This is a genomic window from Streptosporangium sp. NPDC023825, from assembly GCF_040639575.1.
Taxonomy (GTDB): Bacteria; Actinomycetota; Actinomycetes; order Streptosporangiales; family Streptosporangiaceae; genus Streptosporangium.
Map to the genome: position 1 here is coordinate 43,536 of NZ_JBFAAE010000058.1, position 16,168 is coordinate 59,703.

General features: G+C 68.9%; 14 protein-coding genes. 8 read left to right on the plus strand and 6 right to left on the minus strand.

Annotated features, from left to right (window positions below):
• Positions 1-23: 23 nt before the first annotated feature.
• Positions 24-866 carry a helix-turn-helix transcriptional regulator gene (locus tag AB0G15_RS34525; RefSeq protein ID WP_362848110.1) on the plus strand — a complete coding sequence of 281 codons (843 nt, stop codon included), beginning with the start codon at positions 24-26 and terminating at the stop codon, positions 864-866.
• Between the two features lie 301 nt (positions 867-1,167).
• On the opposite strand, the gene AB0G15_RS34530 is transcribed toward AB0G15_RS34525, so the two are convergent.
• Positions 1,168-1,755, minus strand: a complete 588-nt coding sequence (locus AB0G15_RS34530) for a recombinase family protein (protein ID WP_362848113.1) — start codon at positions 1,753-1,755, stop codon at positions 1,168-1,170.
• Between the two features lie 309 nt (positions 1,756-2,064).
• On the opposite strand from AB0G15_RS34530, the gene AB0G15_RS34535 reads away from it, so the two are divergent.
• Positions 2,065-2,625: a GNAT family protein gene (locus AB0G15_RS34535; RefSeq protein WP_362848116.1), complete on the plus strand. Its 561-nt coding sequence runs from the start codon at positions 2,065-2,067 to the stop codon at positions 2,623-2,625.
• Positions 2,626-2,691: 66 nt separating this feature from the next.
• Here AB0G15_RS34535 and AB0G15_RS34540 read toward each other — a convergent pair whose 3' ends face one another.
• Both AB0G15_RS34540 and AB0G15_RS34545 read right to left on the minus strand, forming a co-directional pair.
• Entirely contained in the window at positions 2,692-4,791 is a 2,100-nt protein-coding gene (locus tag AB0G15_RS34540) for a beta-galactosidase (protein ID WP_362848119.1), read from the minus strand.
• A gap of 73 nt (positions 4,792-4,864) precedes the next feature.
• The gene (locus AB0G15_RS34545; RefSeq protein ID WP_362848122.1) at positions 4,865-5,629 is read right to left on the minus strand and encodes a tyrosine-type recombinase/integrase; all 765 of its coding nucleotides are present in this window, start codon (positions 5,627-5,629) and stop codon (positions 4,865-4,867) included.
• Between the two features lie 344 nt (positions 5,630-5,973).
• Between AB0G15_RS34545 and AB0G15_RS34550 the strand changes: the two genes are divergently transcribed.
• Both AB0G15_RS34550 and AB0G15_RS34555 read left to right on the plus strand, forming a co-directional pair.
• Positions 5,974-6,405 carry a hypothetical protein gene (locus AB0G15_RS34550; RefSeq protein WP_362848125.1) on the plus strand — a complete coding sequence of 144 codons (432 nt, stop codon included), beginning with the start codon at positions 5,974-5,976 and terminating at the stop codon, positions 6,403-6,405.
• Between the two features lie 350 nt (positions 6,406-6,755).
• The gene (locus tag AB0G15_RS34555) at positions 6,756-7,121 is read left to right on the plus strand and encodes an integrase core domain-containing protein (protein WP_362848128.1); all 366 of its coding nucleotides are present in this window, start codon (positions 6,756-6,758) and stop codon (positions 7,119-7,121) included.
• Positions 7,122-7,224: 103 nt separating this feature from the next.
• Here AB0G15_RS34555 and AB0G15_RS34560 read toward each other — a convergent pair whose 3' ends face one another.
• Positions 7,225-9,876: an RICIN domain-containing protein gene (locus tag AB0G15_RS34560; protein ID WP_362848131.1), complete on the minus strand. Its 2,652-nt coding sequence runs from the start codon at positions 9,874-9,876 to the stop codon at positions 7,225-7,227.
• 632 nt (positions 9,877-10,508) lie between these two features.
• Positions 10,509-11,789: an FAD-dependent monooxygenase gene (locus AB0G15_RS34565; protein WP_362848134.1), complete on the minus strand. Its 1,281-nt coding sequence runs from the start codon at positions 11,787-11,789 to the stop codon at positions 10,509-10,511.
• Between the two features lie 113 nt (positions 11,790-11,902).
• Between AB0G15_RS34565 and AB0G15_RS34570 the strand changes: the two genes are divergently transcribed.
• Positions 11,903-12,424, plus strand: coding sequence for a TetR/AcrR family transcriptional regulator (locus tag AB0G15_RS34570; RefSeq protein WP_362848137.1), 522 nt, complete (start codon positions 11,903-11,905; stop codon positions 12,422-12,424).
• Between the two features lie 217 nt (positions 12,425-12,641).
• On the opposite strand, the gene AB0G15_RS34575 is transcribed toward AB0G15_RS34570, so the two are convergent.
• Positions 12,642-13,559 carry an SDR family NAD(P)-dependent oxidoreductase gene (locus AB0G15_RS34575; RefSeq protein WP_362848139.1) on the minus strand — a complete coding sequence of 306 codons (918 nt, stop codon included), beginning with the start codon at positions 13,557-13,559 and terminating at the stop codon, positions 12,642-12,644.
• A gap of 49 nt (positions 13,560-13,608) precedes the next feature.
• On the opposite strand from AB0G15_RS34575, the gene AB0G15_RS34580 reads away from it, so the two are divergent.
• The 3 genes from AB0G15_RS34580 to AB0G15_RS34590 form a co-directional block, all read left to right on the plus strand.
• Positions 13,609-14,085: a MarR family transcriptional regulator gene (locus AB0G15_RS34580; RefSeq protein WP_362848142.1), complete on the plus strand. Its 477-nt coding sequence runs from the start codon at positions 13,609-13,611 to the stop codon at positions 14,083-14,085.
• 422 nt (positions 14,086-14,507) lie between these two features.
• Positions 14,508-15,137: a TetR family transcriptional regulator gene (locus AB0G15_RS34585; RefSeq protein WP_362848145.1), complete on the plus strand. Its 630-nt coding sequence runs from the start codon at positions 14,508-14,510 to the stop codon at positions 15,135-15,137.
• 154 nt (positions 15,138-15,291) lie between these two features.
• The coding region (locus AB0G15_RS34590) for a glycosyltransferase (protein WP_362848147.1) at positions 15,292-16,168 on the plus strand (877 nt) is incomplete at its 3' end.

Genomic DNA, 16,168 nt, shown 5'->3' on the forward strand with positions numbered 1-16,168 from the left:
GTCACCGGAGCCATACTGGGGGCATGGACGATCTCGCGGGCTTCCTGCGCACCCGGCGCTCCCGGGTCGACCCAGCGGCCGTCGGCATCACCACCGACAGCCGCCGCCGCGTCGAAGGGCTGCGCCGCGAAGAGGTCGCACACCTGTCCGGAGTCAGCGTCGACTACTACGTACGCCTGGAGCAGGGCCGCGCCACCCAGCCCTCCGAACAGGTCCTCGACGCGCTCGCCCGCGTCCTCGGCCTTGACGAGACCGAACGCGGGCACCTGTACCGGCTTGCCCGGCAGCGCCGCCGCCGCGCCAAATCGCCCAGCGGGCGCCTGCGGCCGGAGCTGCTTCGCGTACTCGACCTGGTCACCGACGCGCCCGCCCTGATCATGGACCACCGGCTGGACGTGGCCGCCGGGAACCGCCTCGCCGGGCTCCTCTACGGTCGGGAGATGCCGGGCTTGAACACCGCCCGGCACATCTTCCTCGATGAGGACGAGCGCGGCCTGTATGCCGACTGGGAGAAATGCACCCTCGACGTGGTCGGGCACCTGCGCCTGGCGGCCGGGAAGCACCCCGACGACCGGGGCCTGGCCTCGCTTATCGGCGAGCTGGCGATGGGCAGCAAGCGCTTCCGCCGCCTCTGGGCCCGCGCGGACGTACGCGCCCGCACACATGGACGCAAGGCGTACCGGCACCCGCTGGTCGGACTGCTGGAACTGCACCAGGAGAACTTCGCGCTGCCGGATGAATCGGGCATGGAGCTGCTGGTGCTGTCCGCGGCACCCGGGAGCCCCACCGAGGACGGGCTGCGCCTTCTGGGCGCGCTCAGTGGGGATGGACATCCCACGGTGAAAGGCCTGCCGGTAACGAAATAAGTCCGTTGCGGTCAGCAGCGGCGGTTGGCGGGTCGTCTTCGCGAGTGATGCGTTCGGCCGTGTCTGCGCCGAGGCGTAGTGGCCGAGGGTGGCGAGGTAGGCGTGCCCGGGATTTCGCCTGGGGTTCGGACGCGGAGTGGCGTCCGGGCATCGGGAAGGGGAACCCTCCCGCTCCTTGTCAGTCAGCTCCTCCCAGGTCGGGGCGAGCGCCCGTCGTGGGGCGAGCTGCTGGTGAGTCTTGGCCAGGCCCAGGATACGCGGGTCGTCGAGCGGGATCTGGGGCAGCGGCAGGGCGCTCTCCTCAAGGGGTGGGGGCCTGGTCAGTGGGGTTGCCCTCGATGGCCGCCAGGGTCTTGTGGACGACGCCGACGGAGACTTTGACTCCGGCGGCGATGGCGCGGATGGATTCGCCGCGCTGGCGGCGGGCGAGGATGGCGGCGCGTTTGTCGTCGTCGACGACCGGTCGGCGGCCACCGACCCTGCCGCGTTCGCGGGCGGCCTCCAGGCCGTTGCGGGTCTTGCGGACGATGTCGCGGCGCCGGTCTTCGGATAGGGCGAGTGCGAGGTCGAGGATGAGGGATCGTTCGGTGTGCTCGCCAGCTGCGATGCCCTCCAGGACCTTGACACCGACGCCGCGCTGGAACAGGTCGTTGAGGACGATCAGGCCTTCCAGGAGGTTGCGGCCGAGCCGGTCGACCTCCTGGACGGTCAGCAGGTCGCCGTCGCGGATGTAGGACAGCGCGTTCAACAGGTCGGGCCGGTCGTCGGTGGCGAGTTTGCCGCTGGTCTTCTCCTCGAAGACCTTCCAGCAGATGGGGTCGAGGGCGTCATGCTGCCGCTGGGCGTTCTGCTTGTCAGTGCTGACCCGGACCAGGCCGATGAGCGCCATCGAAGAGAGCCCCCCGTTCATCAAACGTGCCGCGAAAGGTAGCCGAACGCTACCGGAAAATGAACGGCCAGATGAACGGTTCGGCGGGGTACGGCAGCGTGTTCCGACGGGTTCCCGTTCGCGTTTGTCAGGCGACCGTTAGATGAACGCCCGGCTGTCCACCTGATTCAGACCCCGGGACAAACCGCGATGGGTGCGGCTCTTCCTCGGGAACTGTTTGAGCTGGTCGATTGCGGCCGCCGACAGCTGAGGTTGTTGCCGAGGAGACCGCCTGATCAGAGAGGCGGGCTTCGTTGTAACTTCTGGGGTGTGTCAGCGCTGCTGTTTCCGGATCCTCCACTCGCCGATGCGGTCGTTGCGTTGCGTCCTTGGCGAAGGTCCGATGTGCCGCAGCGGTTTGCCGGCTTCTGCGACCCGCTGTGTCTGCGTTTCTCCTGGCCGCTCGTCGAGCCCTTCGCCGAAAAGCATGTGCGGAGGCGCTTCGACGAGGAGGAGGAAGCACGGCTTTGCGGGGAGGAACTCAACCTCGCCGTAGCCGATGCGGCCGACTCCGGCCTGATCTTGGGTGGGGCTTCGATATATGACGTAGACCTTGGCCAGGCGCGTGCGGCGATCGGCTGTTGGCTGGCACCGCACGCACGTGGGCGGGGGGTCGCCACTCGTACACTGCGACTGCTGGCGCGTTGGGCGTTCGGCCACATCCACCTTGCCCGCCTGGAGCTGACATGCGCGCCCGACAACGTCGCCTCCCAACGCGTAGCCGCACGATGCGGGTTCGTGCGTGAGGGAGTGCTGCGCTCGCACGTGCGCTTCAAGGGCGGGCGCCGTGACTCGGTGATGTTCAGCTTGCTGCCCGGCGAACTGCAATGAGCCCGACACATTTGTGTTCTTCTTCTCGTGGGTGATGGTGTCGGAGCTTCGTTGACCTGGACGGACTCAGCCGTCGAGCAGGATCCGCGTGGACCATGCGGGGATGGAGAGGGCGGTCCCGGCCTCGTGGGCGGTGCCGGCCACCGGGTCGTTGGTGGGCCGGAGGATCGTGACGGAGGCCTCGTCCCAGCTCCAGTTGAAGAGGAACCAGGCACGTCTGCCGTCCGGAAGGGTTCCCGACGAGATCGTGACGGGCAGTGCGCGCGACGGGGCGAGCTCGTCGGCGACCGCCGCCGGTAGCGCCCAGGCGATCACTGCCGCAGACAGGGTCGGGTCCGGGACGGTTCCGACCGTGGTGATGCGACCAGACCCGTGGGCTCGTGTCACTGCGGCAGGGAAGGCGCCGAAGCGCGGGTGGATGTATTCGGCGATCGGTTCGGCCTCCTCCGGGATGAGGCCGTCGATCCAGCAGGTGGCCGCCGCGGTCGCGGGGGAAGAAAAATCACCGCGGCCGGTGACCGGGATCGGCTCATCGATGTTGGAGAATTCCTCGTAGTGCACTCCGGCGGGCTCTCGCAGGACCGCGGGGGCGACATCGACGCGCGCGCGGGCCTCGTGGTCGCCGTAGCCGGTGCGGATGCCGATGATGAGGTGCCCGCCGGCTGCCGCATAGTCGCGCAGCAGTTCAAGCTCGCGGTCGGCCGCCACGTAGAAGGCGGGTGCGATCAGCACCGGGTAACGCTTCGCCAGCTCGGCTGCGCCGAGTTCGACGGCCTGCTGGGCGTGCAGGATGCGCGCCTGCGCGCCCGCATCGATGACGCCGCGGTGGAAGGCGTCGAAGATGCGCTCGTAGGATGCCGGGTCGGGGCGGCCGGCCACGCTCAGCGGCGGGAAGAACTGGAATGCCCACCGCGTGTCGTTCGACCACAGCAATGCCACGTCACCGTCGGGCTCGAAACCGTCCAGAGCGTCGCCGATCTTCTCGAGCGCGGCACCGATGGCGGACACTTCCTGGTACACACGACCCGGCTGCAAGGAGTGCGGGAGCACACCACCCCAGTAGGTCTCCGCCCCGTAGGGAATGGTGTGCCAATGCCAGTATTCGATCATGGCGGCGCCGCGGCTGATGAGGGCGAAGGCCGCCTGCTGCAGCTGACCGGGCCACGGGGGCAGGTTGTTGGCGCTGCCGTCGATGCTCTGCGCGTTCGTCTCGGTGACCAGGAAGCGTTCCTGCCGCGAGGAGAACAGGCGGTCGGCCTGCCGGAACAAGCCGGCGACGCCCGTGGTGGTCCATTCCGTCTGCGGGGCCAGTTCCTTGGTCACATCCAGGTGGTCCTGCATGGAGTAGTAGGGGTTGCCGGCGGTCACGCTGAGCGCTGCGGAGAGCTTCAGGTCGTCGTGCGCCTTGCGCGGGTAGTTGATGCAGGTGGTCACGAACTGGTCCTCGTGCGCGTACTCACGCACAATGTCGGACTGCCACGAGATGAACTCGGTGGTCAGTTCCGACTGGTACCGCCGCCAGGCCAGGTCGTACTGCGGCAGGCTGTTGCCGTCGGGGCGCCACAGCTCGGACCAGTCGGCGATCCGGTGGGACCAGTACGTCAGGCCCCACTCCCGGTTGAGCGTGTCCACATCGCCGTACTGCACCTTCAGCCGGCGCACGAAGCGGATGAACGCCCCGCGGTTGTGAAACAGCTCCAGGCCCGGCTCATTGTCGACCTGGTAGCCGATGACGCTCGGGTGGTCGGCGTAGCGGCCCACCACCTTGCGGATCACTCGCTCCGCGTGGAACAGGAACGCCGGATGCGAGTAGTCGACCTCTTGACGGGCCCCCCAAGGAATCGGATTCCCTGTCGCTCGCTCGGCGGCGATCTCGGGGTAGGCCTGCTGAAGCCACGGCGGCACGGCGTAGGTGGGCGTGCCCAGGATGACCTTGATGCCGCGTTCATGGGCACTGTCCAGCACCGGTAGCAGCCACTCCAGCTCGAAGCGCCCTTCTTCCGGCTCCCAGTTCGACCAGACCGACTCGCCCACCCGGATCACTGTGAACCCGGCCTGCTTCATCAGGTCCAGGTCCTGCTTGACCCGGTCGCTGAGGTGGTACTCGGCGTAGTACGCGGCGCCGAAGAGAACACCGGTCGGCCGATAGGGCGGCACAAGACTCACGCAAGGACTCCGTTGTTTGTTGAAGAAGATGCCCGGCGGCACCTCTCACTGGCGGCTGATGGGCACGCTACCTCTAGCGCCGCGGCGGCGATCGTGGCCAGCGCCTCGTGCAGGCCATGGCCACGATGATCTGGGTGATGCCCGAGTCGGTGAGTCGCCCGCGCTGGCCGGACCACAGCGGCACGCCGGTGCCCTCGCCGGCGGCCTCATCCCCAACGCGTGCGTCGAGCCAGGCGGCCAGGTGCTCGCGAGCGATCGGCGGCAGCGGGACGGTGCGCACCTCATCGCCCTTGCCGTGCAGGCGCACATGGCCGGTGCGGGCGGTCAGCACGACGTCGCCGGTCTCCAGGCGTCCGCATTCCTCCACCCGGGCCCCGGCGTACAGCAGCACCGCGACGATCGCCCGGTCGCGCACGCCCCGGCGGGCCGCGGCCCGCTCCACCCGTCCCTGCTCGGCCGGGCTCAGGGCGTCGGGTTCGCCGGGCTTGGGCAGCCGGGCGCCCTTGACGTCGATCCGAAGACCTACCTGGGCGTACAGCAGCGTCACCGCGGCCAGCGCCTGGTTGATGGTGGCGGGGGCCCGGCGGGCGCCCATCATGTGCTCGCGCCAGGCGGTGACGGCGGCCCCGGCGCCGACCAGGTCGGCGAAGGCGTCGTCGTGGTCGACGCCGTGCTCGGCCAGCCAGGCCACGTGCGCGGAGCTCTGGCGCCGGTAGGCCTTGACGGTATTGGCCGACAGCTTGCACCGATCCAGGTGGCGGTGCACGGCGGCCAGGGCGTGCTGCGCGGCCGCCGCGACGTCGACGCCGGGGCGGAGCGGGACGACGGGCGCGTTCATCGCGGCTCGCCGAGCGCGCCGACCAAGGCCGCGCCGGGCCGTGGCGGGACGGCGAGGGAGGTGATCATCTGCGGCGCTCGTTATTATCCACTGAGTTTCACCCCGGGTTCCGGGCGCTCCGGGACGACATTGTTCACTGAGATCATAGGGGCACTCAGTGGATAATCACAGTTATCCACTGAGGTCGAGTACGCGGTCAGGAGCAGCAAGGGGGCCCGGAGCGCGGCCGCAATGACGTAGACCCGCAGGGTTGCCTCGCTTGCCGGACGACACCGACCGTGATGCGGTTAGCTCGATGTCGAAGGTGATCGCGACCGTCGTCTTGTCGCGGAGGGGAGTCCCCAATGAGCGAGACGTCGCCGATCGAGTCGACGTGGTTCCGGCGGGTGCGGCTGACCGCTCAGGGGGCGGTCCTCGTGCTGGGAGCGGTGCTGATGGTGTGGCTCTCGCTCACCGACCTGCTGGCGTGGGCACAGTTGCCACAGGGGCTCGACCAGTCGGGGTTCTGGGCGTGGCTGGTGCCGCTCTGGCTGACCCTTTCTCCCGTCGTGCTGGCGCTGCAGGCCGGGGTGGACTGGAGACGCGGCCACAGCGCGCGCCGGATCCTCATCGCCGCATGGGCTCTGATCGCTCTTTCCACCGTCATCCAATGGGATGCCGGCAGTTCCTGGTTCGAGATCATCTCCAGGCCCATCGTGCTGGCCGTCATGCTTTTGATGCTGCGGCCCGTCGACCCCGTCGAGGCCGACCCCGGACAAGGCAGCAGCGATGGATGAGTTCCGAGCTCGCACCGGGACCGCTTCGCGCTGTCGATGAGGCCTCGCCTCGCGTCGTCGATGAGCACCAGGGCGACGTCGTGGCTCGGTGGCACGCCGACGACGAAGGAGTTGTCGTGGCGTCGATGCCCGCGCCCAAGCAGGTACCGCAGATCGGCGCTTCCTGTTACTCCTCGGCCATACCTCGACGCTACGCCGCCCCGAGAACCCCGTCAGGTCCTTCCCGGCCCCCTTGCCCGTTTGCCTCCCTACCGAGGGCATGGCCGGAATACGACGGAAACACACCGCGGTCTGACGACTGATCGTTGGGGTGGACTTCGTCTTGTTGATGATGGTCTGGGAGGTTGGTGGTGACCTCGATCGACCGGATCGCCTATCCACGCTTCGCCCGAGTGGTCTCGGGCCGGGAGCTGGTGGAGAGCTTCTCGCCGACCGACGCCGAGGTGAGCTGGGCGCGAGTCGGCTCCGCTCTCGACAACGCCGCCGCCGAGGCCTTCACCTCCACCATCAAGGTCGAGTACATCCACCGGCACCGCTTCGCCACCCGCCACGAAGCCCGACTGAAGATCTCCACCTGGATCGTCGACTTCCACAACCTGCCGTCGCAGGCACAGCGCCTGCGACGGCATGTCACCCATCGACTACGAACCCTTCATGGCCGAAGCCAGGATGGCTCAAGCCGCATAACGGAGCCCTCCACGATTTCGGGGAATTGACAGGCCCCCCGAGCTGTGCGAACAAGCCATGTGGATCTCCTCATGGTTGTAGGAGCCGGCCGCGGTCGACGCCGCGGCAGCAGGCGAGAACCGGGTCGTCCGGTCAGGCCGGGTTCAGTTGCCATTGCTGGTTGGCCCCGCCGTTGGCGGCCCACTGCACGACTTGCGCCCCGTCGTTCGTCGCCGCACCGGAGACGTCCGCCACCAGTCCGCTGCTGTAGCTGACGATGGTGTAGTAGCCGTTGCCGGTGGATCGCAGATACCACCTTTGGTTGGTGCCGCCGTTGGCCGTCCACTGCTGCAGTTGCAGCCCGGCCGTGCTGCTGCCGGCGTTGACGTCGAGCATCTTTCCACTCGGGACGTACTTGAGGGTGTAGGAGCCGTCGGAGGTCGTGGCGATGGTCCAGGTGGCGGTGCCGCTCTGCTGGATCACCTTGGCGCCGTCCGCGGTGGAGTTGCCCGCGACAGCGAGCGGCTTGCCGCTGTTGCGGTTGACGATGCGGTAGTTGCCCGGTGTGGGTCCGCTTGCGCCGAGGTTGAAGTACTCGACCGCGTCGCTGAACGTCGTGGCGCCCGACTTGGTGGTCGTCAGTACCAGGTACACCCGTGAGCCGCTCGCCGGGGTGGTGAAGGTGACCGGCTGGGTGACCCGCGAGCCGAGCGGGACGGTCAGGGTCGTGCTTCCGGACGCGACGACCGCGCCGTCCGGCGCGTCGAGCCGCGCCGTCCAGGTGAAGCCCACCGAAGTGTCGGCGAAGTCGTCGTTGAAGACGGTGATGTTGCGGGTGACCGTGGCGTTGCGGGCGTAGGTGGGCACGGCCTGCGGCAGCGGGAAGGTGCCGTTCGCGTCCGAGTTGCCGGAGGCCGACCAGTACGGCAGGTCGACCGCTGCCACCGGGTTGAACGCCGCCTGCACGCGCTGGAACTGCGGGTTGCTCCAGGGGTTCGAGAGGTTGTCCGCACCGTAGACAGGGCGACCGCCCTCCTCCGGGACGAAGTCGGTGGTCCGCACTCCGGGCACGACGCTGGCCCAGGCGGACAGCAGCGTGTACGGACGCAGGTCGCTGGCGTCCTTGCCGCGCTTGGCCAGGGTTGCGGTGGCGAACCACTCGAAGCCCTGCTTGGTGTTGCATGCCGGCCAGATGTACTCGCCCTCGCCGTCGGGCCGCCCGTTCACGGTGATCAGGCGCTCCCCGTACCTGCCGAAGCCGTCGACGTAGTGCGGGATCACCGCGAAGTTGGCGTACGTCATCCCGGGATAGCCGTTGACATTCCCGTTGACGCCCACCTCGGCAATGATCGGCCGGGTGCCGTCGGCGCCGTTCATCGCCGTGTACAGGTCCTTCTCGAACTGTTCGGAATCCTGGCCGCTCTGGTTCGGCTCGTTGGACTGACTCCAGCGGATGACCGCGGGGTGGTTGCGGTCGCGCAGGACCAGCGCACGGGCGTGGTTGACCATGTTGTCGTGCCCGGCGATCCAATCCTGCTTGCCGGAGGAACCGCGAATCGCGGTCTCGCCGATGATCATCAGGCCCATCTCGTCGGCGACATCCAACATGTACGGGCTGGCCGGCTCCTGGTGGATGCGCACCACGTTGAAGTTCAGCCGCTGGTAGTTGTCCACCGCCTGCGGCCAGCCGCCGTTGCCCGACGAAGGCGGAAGGAATCCGGGCAGCGTGTCGAAGGCGTCGCCCTTGCCGCCGTTGTTGATCCGGTCGTAGTTGGCACCCTGGAGGTTGTCGCCGCGGAAGTTCACGCGCACGCCGTTGAGGTAGTAGTACTCACCGTTCTGGGTGGCCTCCCGGAATCCGAACCGGTACGTGGCGTCGCTGGTGTGCCCGTCATCGGTGGCGGCATGCACCGCCAGCCGGTGCAGCTGCGCCCGGTACCCCGGCCGGTACGGCACGTTGGGCCACCAGTACGAGGTGCTGTCGAGGTTCCACGCGACCGGCCCGACGGTCACGGTCGCGGTCGAGCGGGCCGCCACGGTGACCGTACGGCTGGGCAGTTGCGGGTAGCTGAAAGCCGTTCCGTTGTCGGACGACAGCGACCCGGTCAGCGTCACCGACCGGGAACTGCCCGACGTGTTACGCACCGACACGTCGTAGCTCAACGTCTTGTTCGCCACCGACGTACGCACGAATGTGTCGCTGACGTACACCTCCGGGTACACCCGCAGGAACGCCGAACGGAAGATCCCCTGGGGGACCGCCTCGGACCAGTCGGCGGCGTCGGGCACCAGGTACCGGCCGTTGGACGCCTTCAACGCGCCGCGGCCCTTCACATCGACGCTGATCGTATGAGTGGTGCCCGGGGCGGCGTAGGCGCTGATGTCGAACTTCGAGGGAGTGAAGGCCGTGGTCTGCGTCGCGACCACCCGGCCGTCCACCGACAAGGTCGCCTGGTGGTTCACGGCGCCGAACTCGATCCACGCCGACTGCGGCTGCCCCGAGTCCGGCACCGTCACCGTACGCGAGTACACCGCCTGGGACACATCGGTGAAACCCTGCTTGTACCAGCCACCTCCGGGCACCTTGATCGACGTCGTCGACCGGCCCGCCGGAGTGAAGCTCCACGTCCCGGCCAGATCGACCGAGGCGACCGCGGCATTGCCCGCGGTGAAGCCGTCGAGGTCTCCAGCGGCGGCGACCGACGCGGTGGACTCCGACGCGGTGGACTCCGACGACGCTGACCGCTGTGCCGCCACAGCCGGCTGAGGCCCGATCAACGCGACCAGCAGTAAGGCCGCCGCCACAGCCGGCCACCTGCTCGCCCTACGTCGAGGACGGGAGGAGGGATCGCTCCGCTTCATCGGTAATCCTTTCGGGTGAATCCCGTTTGTGAGGCACTTCCCGAGGCCGGCCGCCCCTCCGCGGGCGCCACCGCCCGGCCGTTCAGGCCGTCGCCGTTCGTCGGCGAAAACCGACGGCTTGAGGGGGCATCCTGTCTCCTCGTAATGGGAGCGTCGTATCGGTTCGACGGCGTGGCCGAACATCACACATAAGGCCCAAACTCCCACCTGTCAATGCTCAGGGTTCCACAGAGATCGGATCACTTCGGCCGCCTGGCTCCCATCACGCCTGATGAGATCATGCGGTTCTAGACGTCGTGTAATTTTCATGCTGCGTTGGGCGCCTCGAACGCGGTTCCAAGATCGAATCAGCATGCTCAGGACCATCCGGACCTGTGTCGAACCTTCACAGTTGAACGGATCGATTCGATGCCGTCGGGCGCCTGGTAGAGGAATGGGCCCACCTATGGCCCTACGCCAGCAATGACGAACGCACCGATGCCCTCGGAGACTTCCTGCACCGCTACAGACCCGTCCGGGCTGGGCCGGATGCTGTTCGCCTTCTTCGCCGCGAAGGCCGAGACACCTCCGACGGCCTAATCGACCTGCGCACGGTGGGTGATCTCGCGTCGCTGGTCTGCTTCTGACGCCACCGCCCGGTAGGTCTCGTGCGGGTAGTCCTTGAGCGTGACCTCGTCGTGCAGGCGCATGCCCCTGCCGTTGAGGCCGGTCAGGGCACGGGCGAGCGGCGCGGGAGCGTTGTTGATCAACCGCGCTCCCTGGATCAAGGCCCACAGCTCCAGGCGGCTGCCGGGGATGAGCCGCTTGGCGGTGGCGACGGCGAAGGTCCGGCTGCGCCGTACGTAGTCGCCGATCTGTTGTTCGTACGCCGTGAAGGCCCGGGTGTGGTCGCCGCGCGCCTCGGCCAGCTCGCCGGCCAGGACGTAGGCGCCCACGACGGCGAGGCTGGTGCCGCCGCCGACCGCGGGGCCGGGGCAGTAGCCGGCGTCGCCCACCAGGCTCACCCTGCCGCGTGACCAGGTGTCCATCCGCAACTGGGTGATCGAGTCGAAGTAGAACGCCGAGGCGCGCTCCAGCTCCTCACCCAGCAGCCGGGGGACCTCCCAGCCCATCCCGGCGAAGTGCCGGCGCAGCAGTTCTTTTTGCCGGTCGACGTCGCGGTGGTGGTAGTCGAGCTCGGTCTCGGGACGGAAGAGGAAGACCGCGCGAGCCTCGTCCAGGCGTGCCGCGCCGTAGACGGCCGCCATCCTGTTCACGCCCGTGATGCCCTCCATGCGGTCCCGCAGGCCCAGGTAGTTGGGGATCGACATGACGGCCAGGTAGCCTCCGATCCAGGTGGAGAAGCGCTCCTCCGGGCCGAAGGCCAGGCGCCGGACGGTGGAGTGCAGCCCGTCGGCTCCGATCACCAGGTCGAATCTGCGGGCGGGCCCGCGCTCGAAGGTCACCTCGACGCCGTCCGGGTCCTCGGCCAAAGCGGTGATGGAGTCGTCGAAGAGGTACTCGGTGTCGTCGCGGGTGGCCCGGTGCAGGATCTCCGCGAGGTCGTCGCGCATGATCTCGACGTGCCGGTCGGAGATGGCGCGCGTCAGCCTGGCCATCCCCAGCTCGTAGGAACGCTCGCCGTTCTCGGTACGGAACGCGAGCCACTCGGTGCCGGTCGCGGCGGCCTGGACCGGCTCGATCAGGCCCATCTTCTCGACGATGTCCATGGCAGGGCGGAACAGGTCGACCGCGTGCCCGCCCGCCTTGCGCAATCCCGCAGCCCGCTCCACCACGGTGACGGTGAAGCCGTGGCGGATGAGCCAGTAGGCCAGGACGGGGCCGGCGACGCTGGCACCGGAGATGAGAACTCGCATACGCCCCTCGCTTACTTAACGTTAGGTAGAATCTTTACCTAACGATAGGTAAGCATGATTCCCAAGAGCGCACAAGGGCTTACCTAACGATAGGTAAGCCCTACTCTTGGTTTATGGCCAGGCCTTCGGACACCAAGACGCGCATCCAGGAAGCTGCACGCGAGCTCTTCCTGCGGCAGGGCGTGCAGAACACCAGCCTCAAGCACATCGCCGACCGGCTGGGCATCACCAAACCGGCCCTGTACTACCATTTCGATTCCCGCGAGGACCTGGTCAGAAGTATCGTCCAGCCGTTCATGGACGAGCTGGAGGCGTTCACGGCCGAGCGCGAGCCGGGGGATGCGCGCGCGTTGCTGGAGGACTACTTCGACCTCATCTGGCGGCACCGCGAAGAGCTCATGATGGTCCTGCGCGCGCCCGCCATGCTCGCCGAACTCGACCTGGTGGAGCGGATGTGGCGCTGGCGCAAGCAGCTGACCACGCTTCTGCTCGGCCCTGCCCCCTCAACGGCCGCGCAGATCCACGCGACCGTGGCACTCGGCGGCATGTCCGACTGCGTGGTGGAACACGCCACCCTCCCCTTGCAGGAGGTCAGGGCCGCCGCGGTGGAGGCCGCGCTGGCCGCGCTCACCTGAAACCGGCCGCCCCTCAGCCGTCACCGGCGTGAAGGCGTCGCCTGCCGGACGCGGTGGCCGCGCGTCCGGGCCGCCGGTCGGCCTGAGAACCGCCACGCCTCGGCGGGCACCGTCCAGGGCCGGACGGGGACGGATTCCTGTTCGAAGCGGCACGGTGACCGGATGTCGTCCCGGCCCGGCTCGCCATCGGTCCAAGCACGCAGGCGGCATCCGATCCTCACCAGGCCCAGGACGGGTTGCCGGTGGCCTGCTGTGAGACGGCCCACAGGCGTTCGCGGGCCGCGGCGTCGTAGGCGAAGGCGGGCGCATCGACCGGCCGGAGGTCCGCGTCGAGATAGATGCCGCGCAGCGCGGACCGGTCCGCGGCGGCGGGGACGGTGTGTTCCCGCCAGGTGCTGGTGCGGGTGGCCAGGGCCGCGTACGTCTCGCCCAGGCGCTCGGCGGGGATCGCGAGCCGGTTTTTGGGTGCGTACAACGCTCGCAGGATCCACGGCAGGGCGGCGACGCGGTCGGCGTCGAGCCGTACGGCGGGCACCCGGACGCAGGCGACGTCCAAGGCGCCGCCCGCCCGCAGGGCCAGCGCGTAGGTGGTCATGATCTGGGCCAGCTTGGCGTGATAGTAGGCCCTGGTCGGGCTGTACCAGCCGGGATCGTCGAGGCGGTCGAAGCGGATCGTGATGCGCGGCATGGTGAGCAGTCCCTTGCTGGCGACGTTGACCACCCGGGGGCGGGGGGCGGCGGCGAGCAGCGGGCTGAGGCGGGCGGTGAGCTGGAAGGGGCCGAGATGGTTGGTCGCCCAGAACAGCTCGTGACCGGACGGGGTGAACGCGGGCGTGCGCATCGTCTGGTCGAACACCGCGGCGTTGTTGATCAGGACATCGAGGTGACCCACCTCGCCGGAGATCTTCTCGGCCGCCGCGTCGATGGACGCGGGGTCCGACAGGTCGGTCACGACGAGGACCGCGCGATGGGCGGCGCCGGCGTTGATCGTCTCCAGGGCGGTGCGGCCCCGGTGCGGGTCGCGGCACAGGGCCAGGACCCGGTGGCCGTCCGCGGCCAGCCGCTGCGCCGCCCGCAGGCCGATACCGGAGTTGGCGCCGGTGACGGCGATGGTGAGGAGGTCGGGGAGAGCCATACGAGAATCCTAAGTGTTCGGAACGTTCCGAACAAACTAAGATGTCGTTATGGCCGATGTCGAGGAATTCGTGGAAAGCGCCGGACTGTACTTCGAGCGGCTGGGCCTGAGCCGCACCGCGGGCCGGGTGATGGGATGCCTGCTCGCCGACACCGGCGAGGCCGCCGACGCCCCCGGGTTGTGCGAGCGGCTCGGGGTGGCCAAGAGCAGCATGAGCGTGGCCCTGCACCAGTTGGAGCGGGGCGGGCTCGTCGAGCGCTATCGTCCCTCGCGGGCGCGGCGGGATCACTACCGGCTGACCGACGACGTCTTCGGGCGCGCGTTCCGATCGAAGATGGCCGAGTTCACCGCCTTCGCCGCACTGGCCGAGCAAGGACTCGGCGCGGTGGGAGACCACCCCGCCGCCCGGGCCCGGCTCGAGCACATGCGCGACATGTACGCCTTCATGGCCCGGGAGTTCCCCAGGCTCCTTGACCGGTGGGACGCGGAACGGACCGACGCCGCGCCAAGGCGGTCTCGGGCCTGAGGGCCGCGAAGTCCTCCCGGCGGGGCGGGTGATCAGGTGAGTGACTCCAAGATGGTGATCGCGGTTTTCGTGCCGTCCTCGCCGCGGACGGCGTGGTGGCGGTGGCCAGGGGGGTTCGCCCGCATCCGGGACGAGAAGGCGCGAGCACCCCGTGGCCCGAGGCGGTGAAGACCTCCTCTCCCAGGGCCAATCCGGCCCGCATACGACCACCATGGAAGATCATGACCGCCTCGGGGCCGTCACCCTCCAGCCGGTACTCCACCAGCCCCTCCGCGAGGTAGGCGGTGGTCGTCTCTCACTCCGCGATCGTCATGAATTGTCATGCTCGCATGCCTACAAACAGGTGCGTAACCGGTTCGCCGCCGGGTTTGGGACATCTAGGTCCTTCCCTCATTACTGAACGTTTGTTTAGTATGCTGAACATGCGTTTAGACAGTGAGCTCACCGCGCGGGCCCGGATCGGGAACGCGGCCCTGGAGCTCTTCGGTTCCGAGGGCGCCAACCGGGTGAGCATCCGCGCCATCGCCGCCAAAGCCGGAGTCTCGCCCGCCCTGGTGGTGCACCACTTCGGCTCCAAGGAGGGCCTGCGCGCGGCGTGTGACCAGTACGTGATCTCGCTGGTGCGCGGTGATCCCGACGACCCGGTCGACCTGAAAGACGCCTCCGGCCTGGCCGCCATGCTGGAGGAGGCCGAACCGGTCCGGCGCTACCTCGCCCGCGCCTTCCTGGACGGCACCCCCGAGGCGGCCGCGCTGTTCGACGAGATCGTCGAGACCACCGGCACGTGGCTGGAGCAGGGCAGCGCCGAAGGGTGGATCCGCCCGACCGGCGACGCCCGGGCCCGCGCCGCCCTGTATGTGACCTGGCTGCTGGCGCCGCTGGCCTTCGGCGAGCACCTGTCGAGGGTGCTGGGCGTGGCCGACCTGCACGGCACCGACGCCACCCTGCGCTACTCGCGGACCTCCGTGGACATGCTCACCCACGGCGTGTTCACCGACGAGCGCCTGATCGACGCCTGGGACGCCCTCGCCGCGAAGCGGAGAACGCGATGAAGGTCCTCATCCTTACCCACGGCACTCGCGGCGACGTCCAGCCGTACGCGGTCCTGGCCCTGGCCCTGCGGCAGGCCGGTCACCACGCGGTGCTGGCTCTGCCCCGGCCGCCTCGGCCGCCCTCGCCGAACCGCACGGCCTGCCCTTCGCTCCGGTGCACGACGGTCCCAACACCCTCCTCGACGACCCCCAGATCCGCCGGGCGATCGAGAGCAACTACCGCGGCATGGCCGGCAAGAAGATCGCCTTGGAGGTCATGCGGGCCAGCAAGCCGCTGATGGCGCGGGTGTTCACCGACATGGTCACCGTCGCCGGCAGCGACGTCGGCGGCGGCGCCGACCTCGTCGTGCATGCCCCCAGCGTCCCGGGCCACCGCATCGCCGAGGCTCTGGGGGTGCCCGCTGTGGCTGCGCTGCTGCAGCCGGTGTGGGTGCCCACCGCCTCCTTCGCCAACCCGATGATCCCCCTGCCGCTGCCACGGGCGCTGAACCGCGCCTCCTACCTGCCGTTCCGGCTGATGCTGCGCTCCTTCGGCGCGGTGGCCGACACGACGCTCGACCTGCCCCGCCGACGCGGCCGCCACGACTTCCTGCGCCGCCCCGACGGCGGAGCCGCCACCGTGCTGCACGGCTTCAGCCGCCACCTGCTGCCCTGCGGGGCCGAATACCCTCCTCAGGTCCACACCACCGGGTTCTGGTTCCTGCCCGCCGCCTCCACCTGGACCCCGCCGCCGGAGCTGGTCGCGTTCCTGGCCGCCGGAGCGCCACCGGTCTACATCGGCTTCGGCAGCATGGCCGGCACCGACCCCCGCCGCATCGGCCGCGTCGTCACCGACGCGATCGCGCTGACCGGCACGCGCGCGGTATTGGTGTCCGGCTGGGGCGGCATCGCCGTCGACGACCCGCCCGCCCTGCCCAAGGAGGTGTTCCTGCTGGACGAGGCCCCGCACGACTGGCTGTTTCCCCGCATGGCCGCGATCGTCCACCACGGCGGCAGCGGCACCACCGGCGCGGCGCTGGCCGCAGGACGAC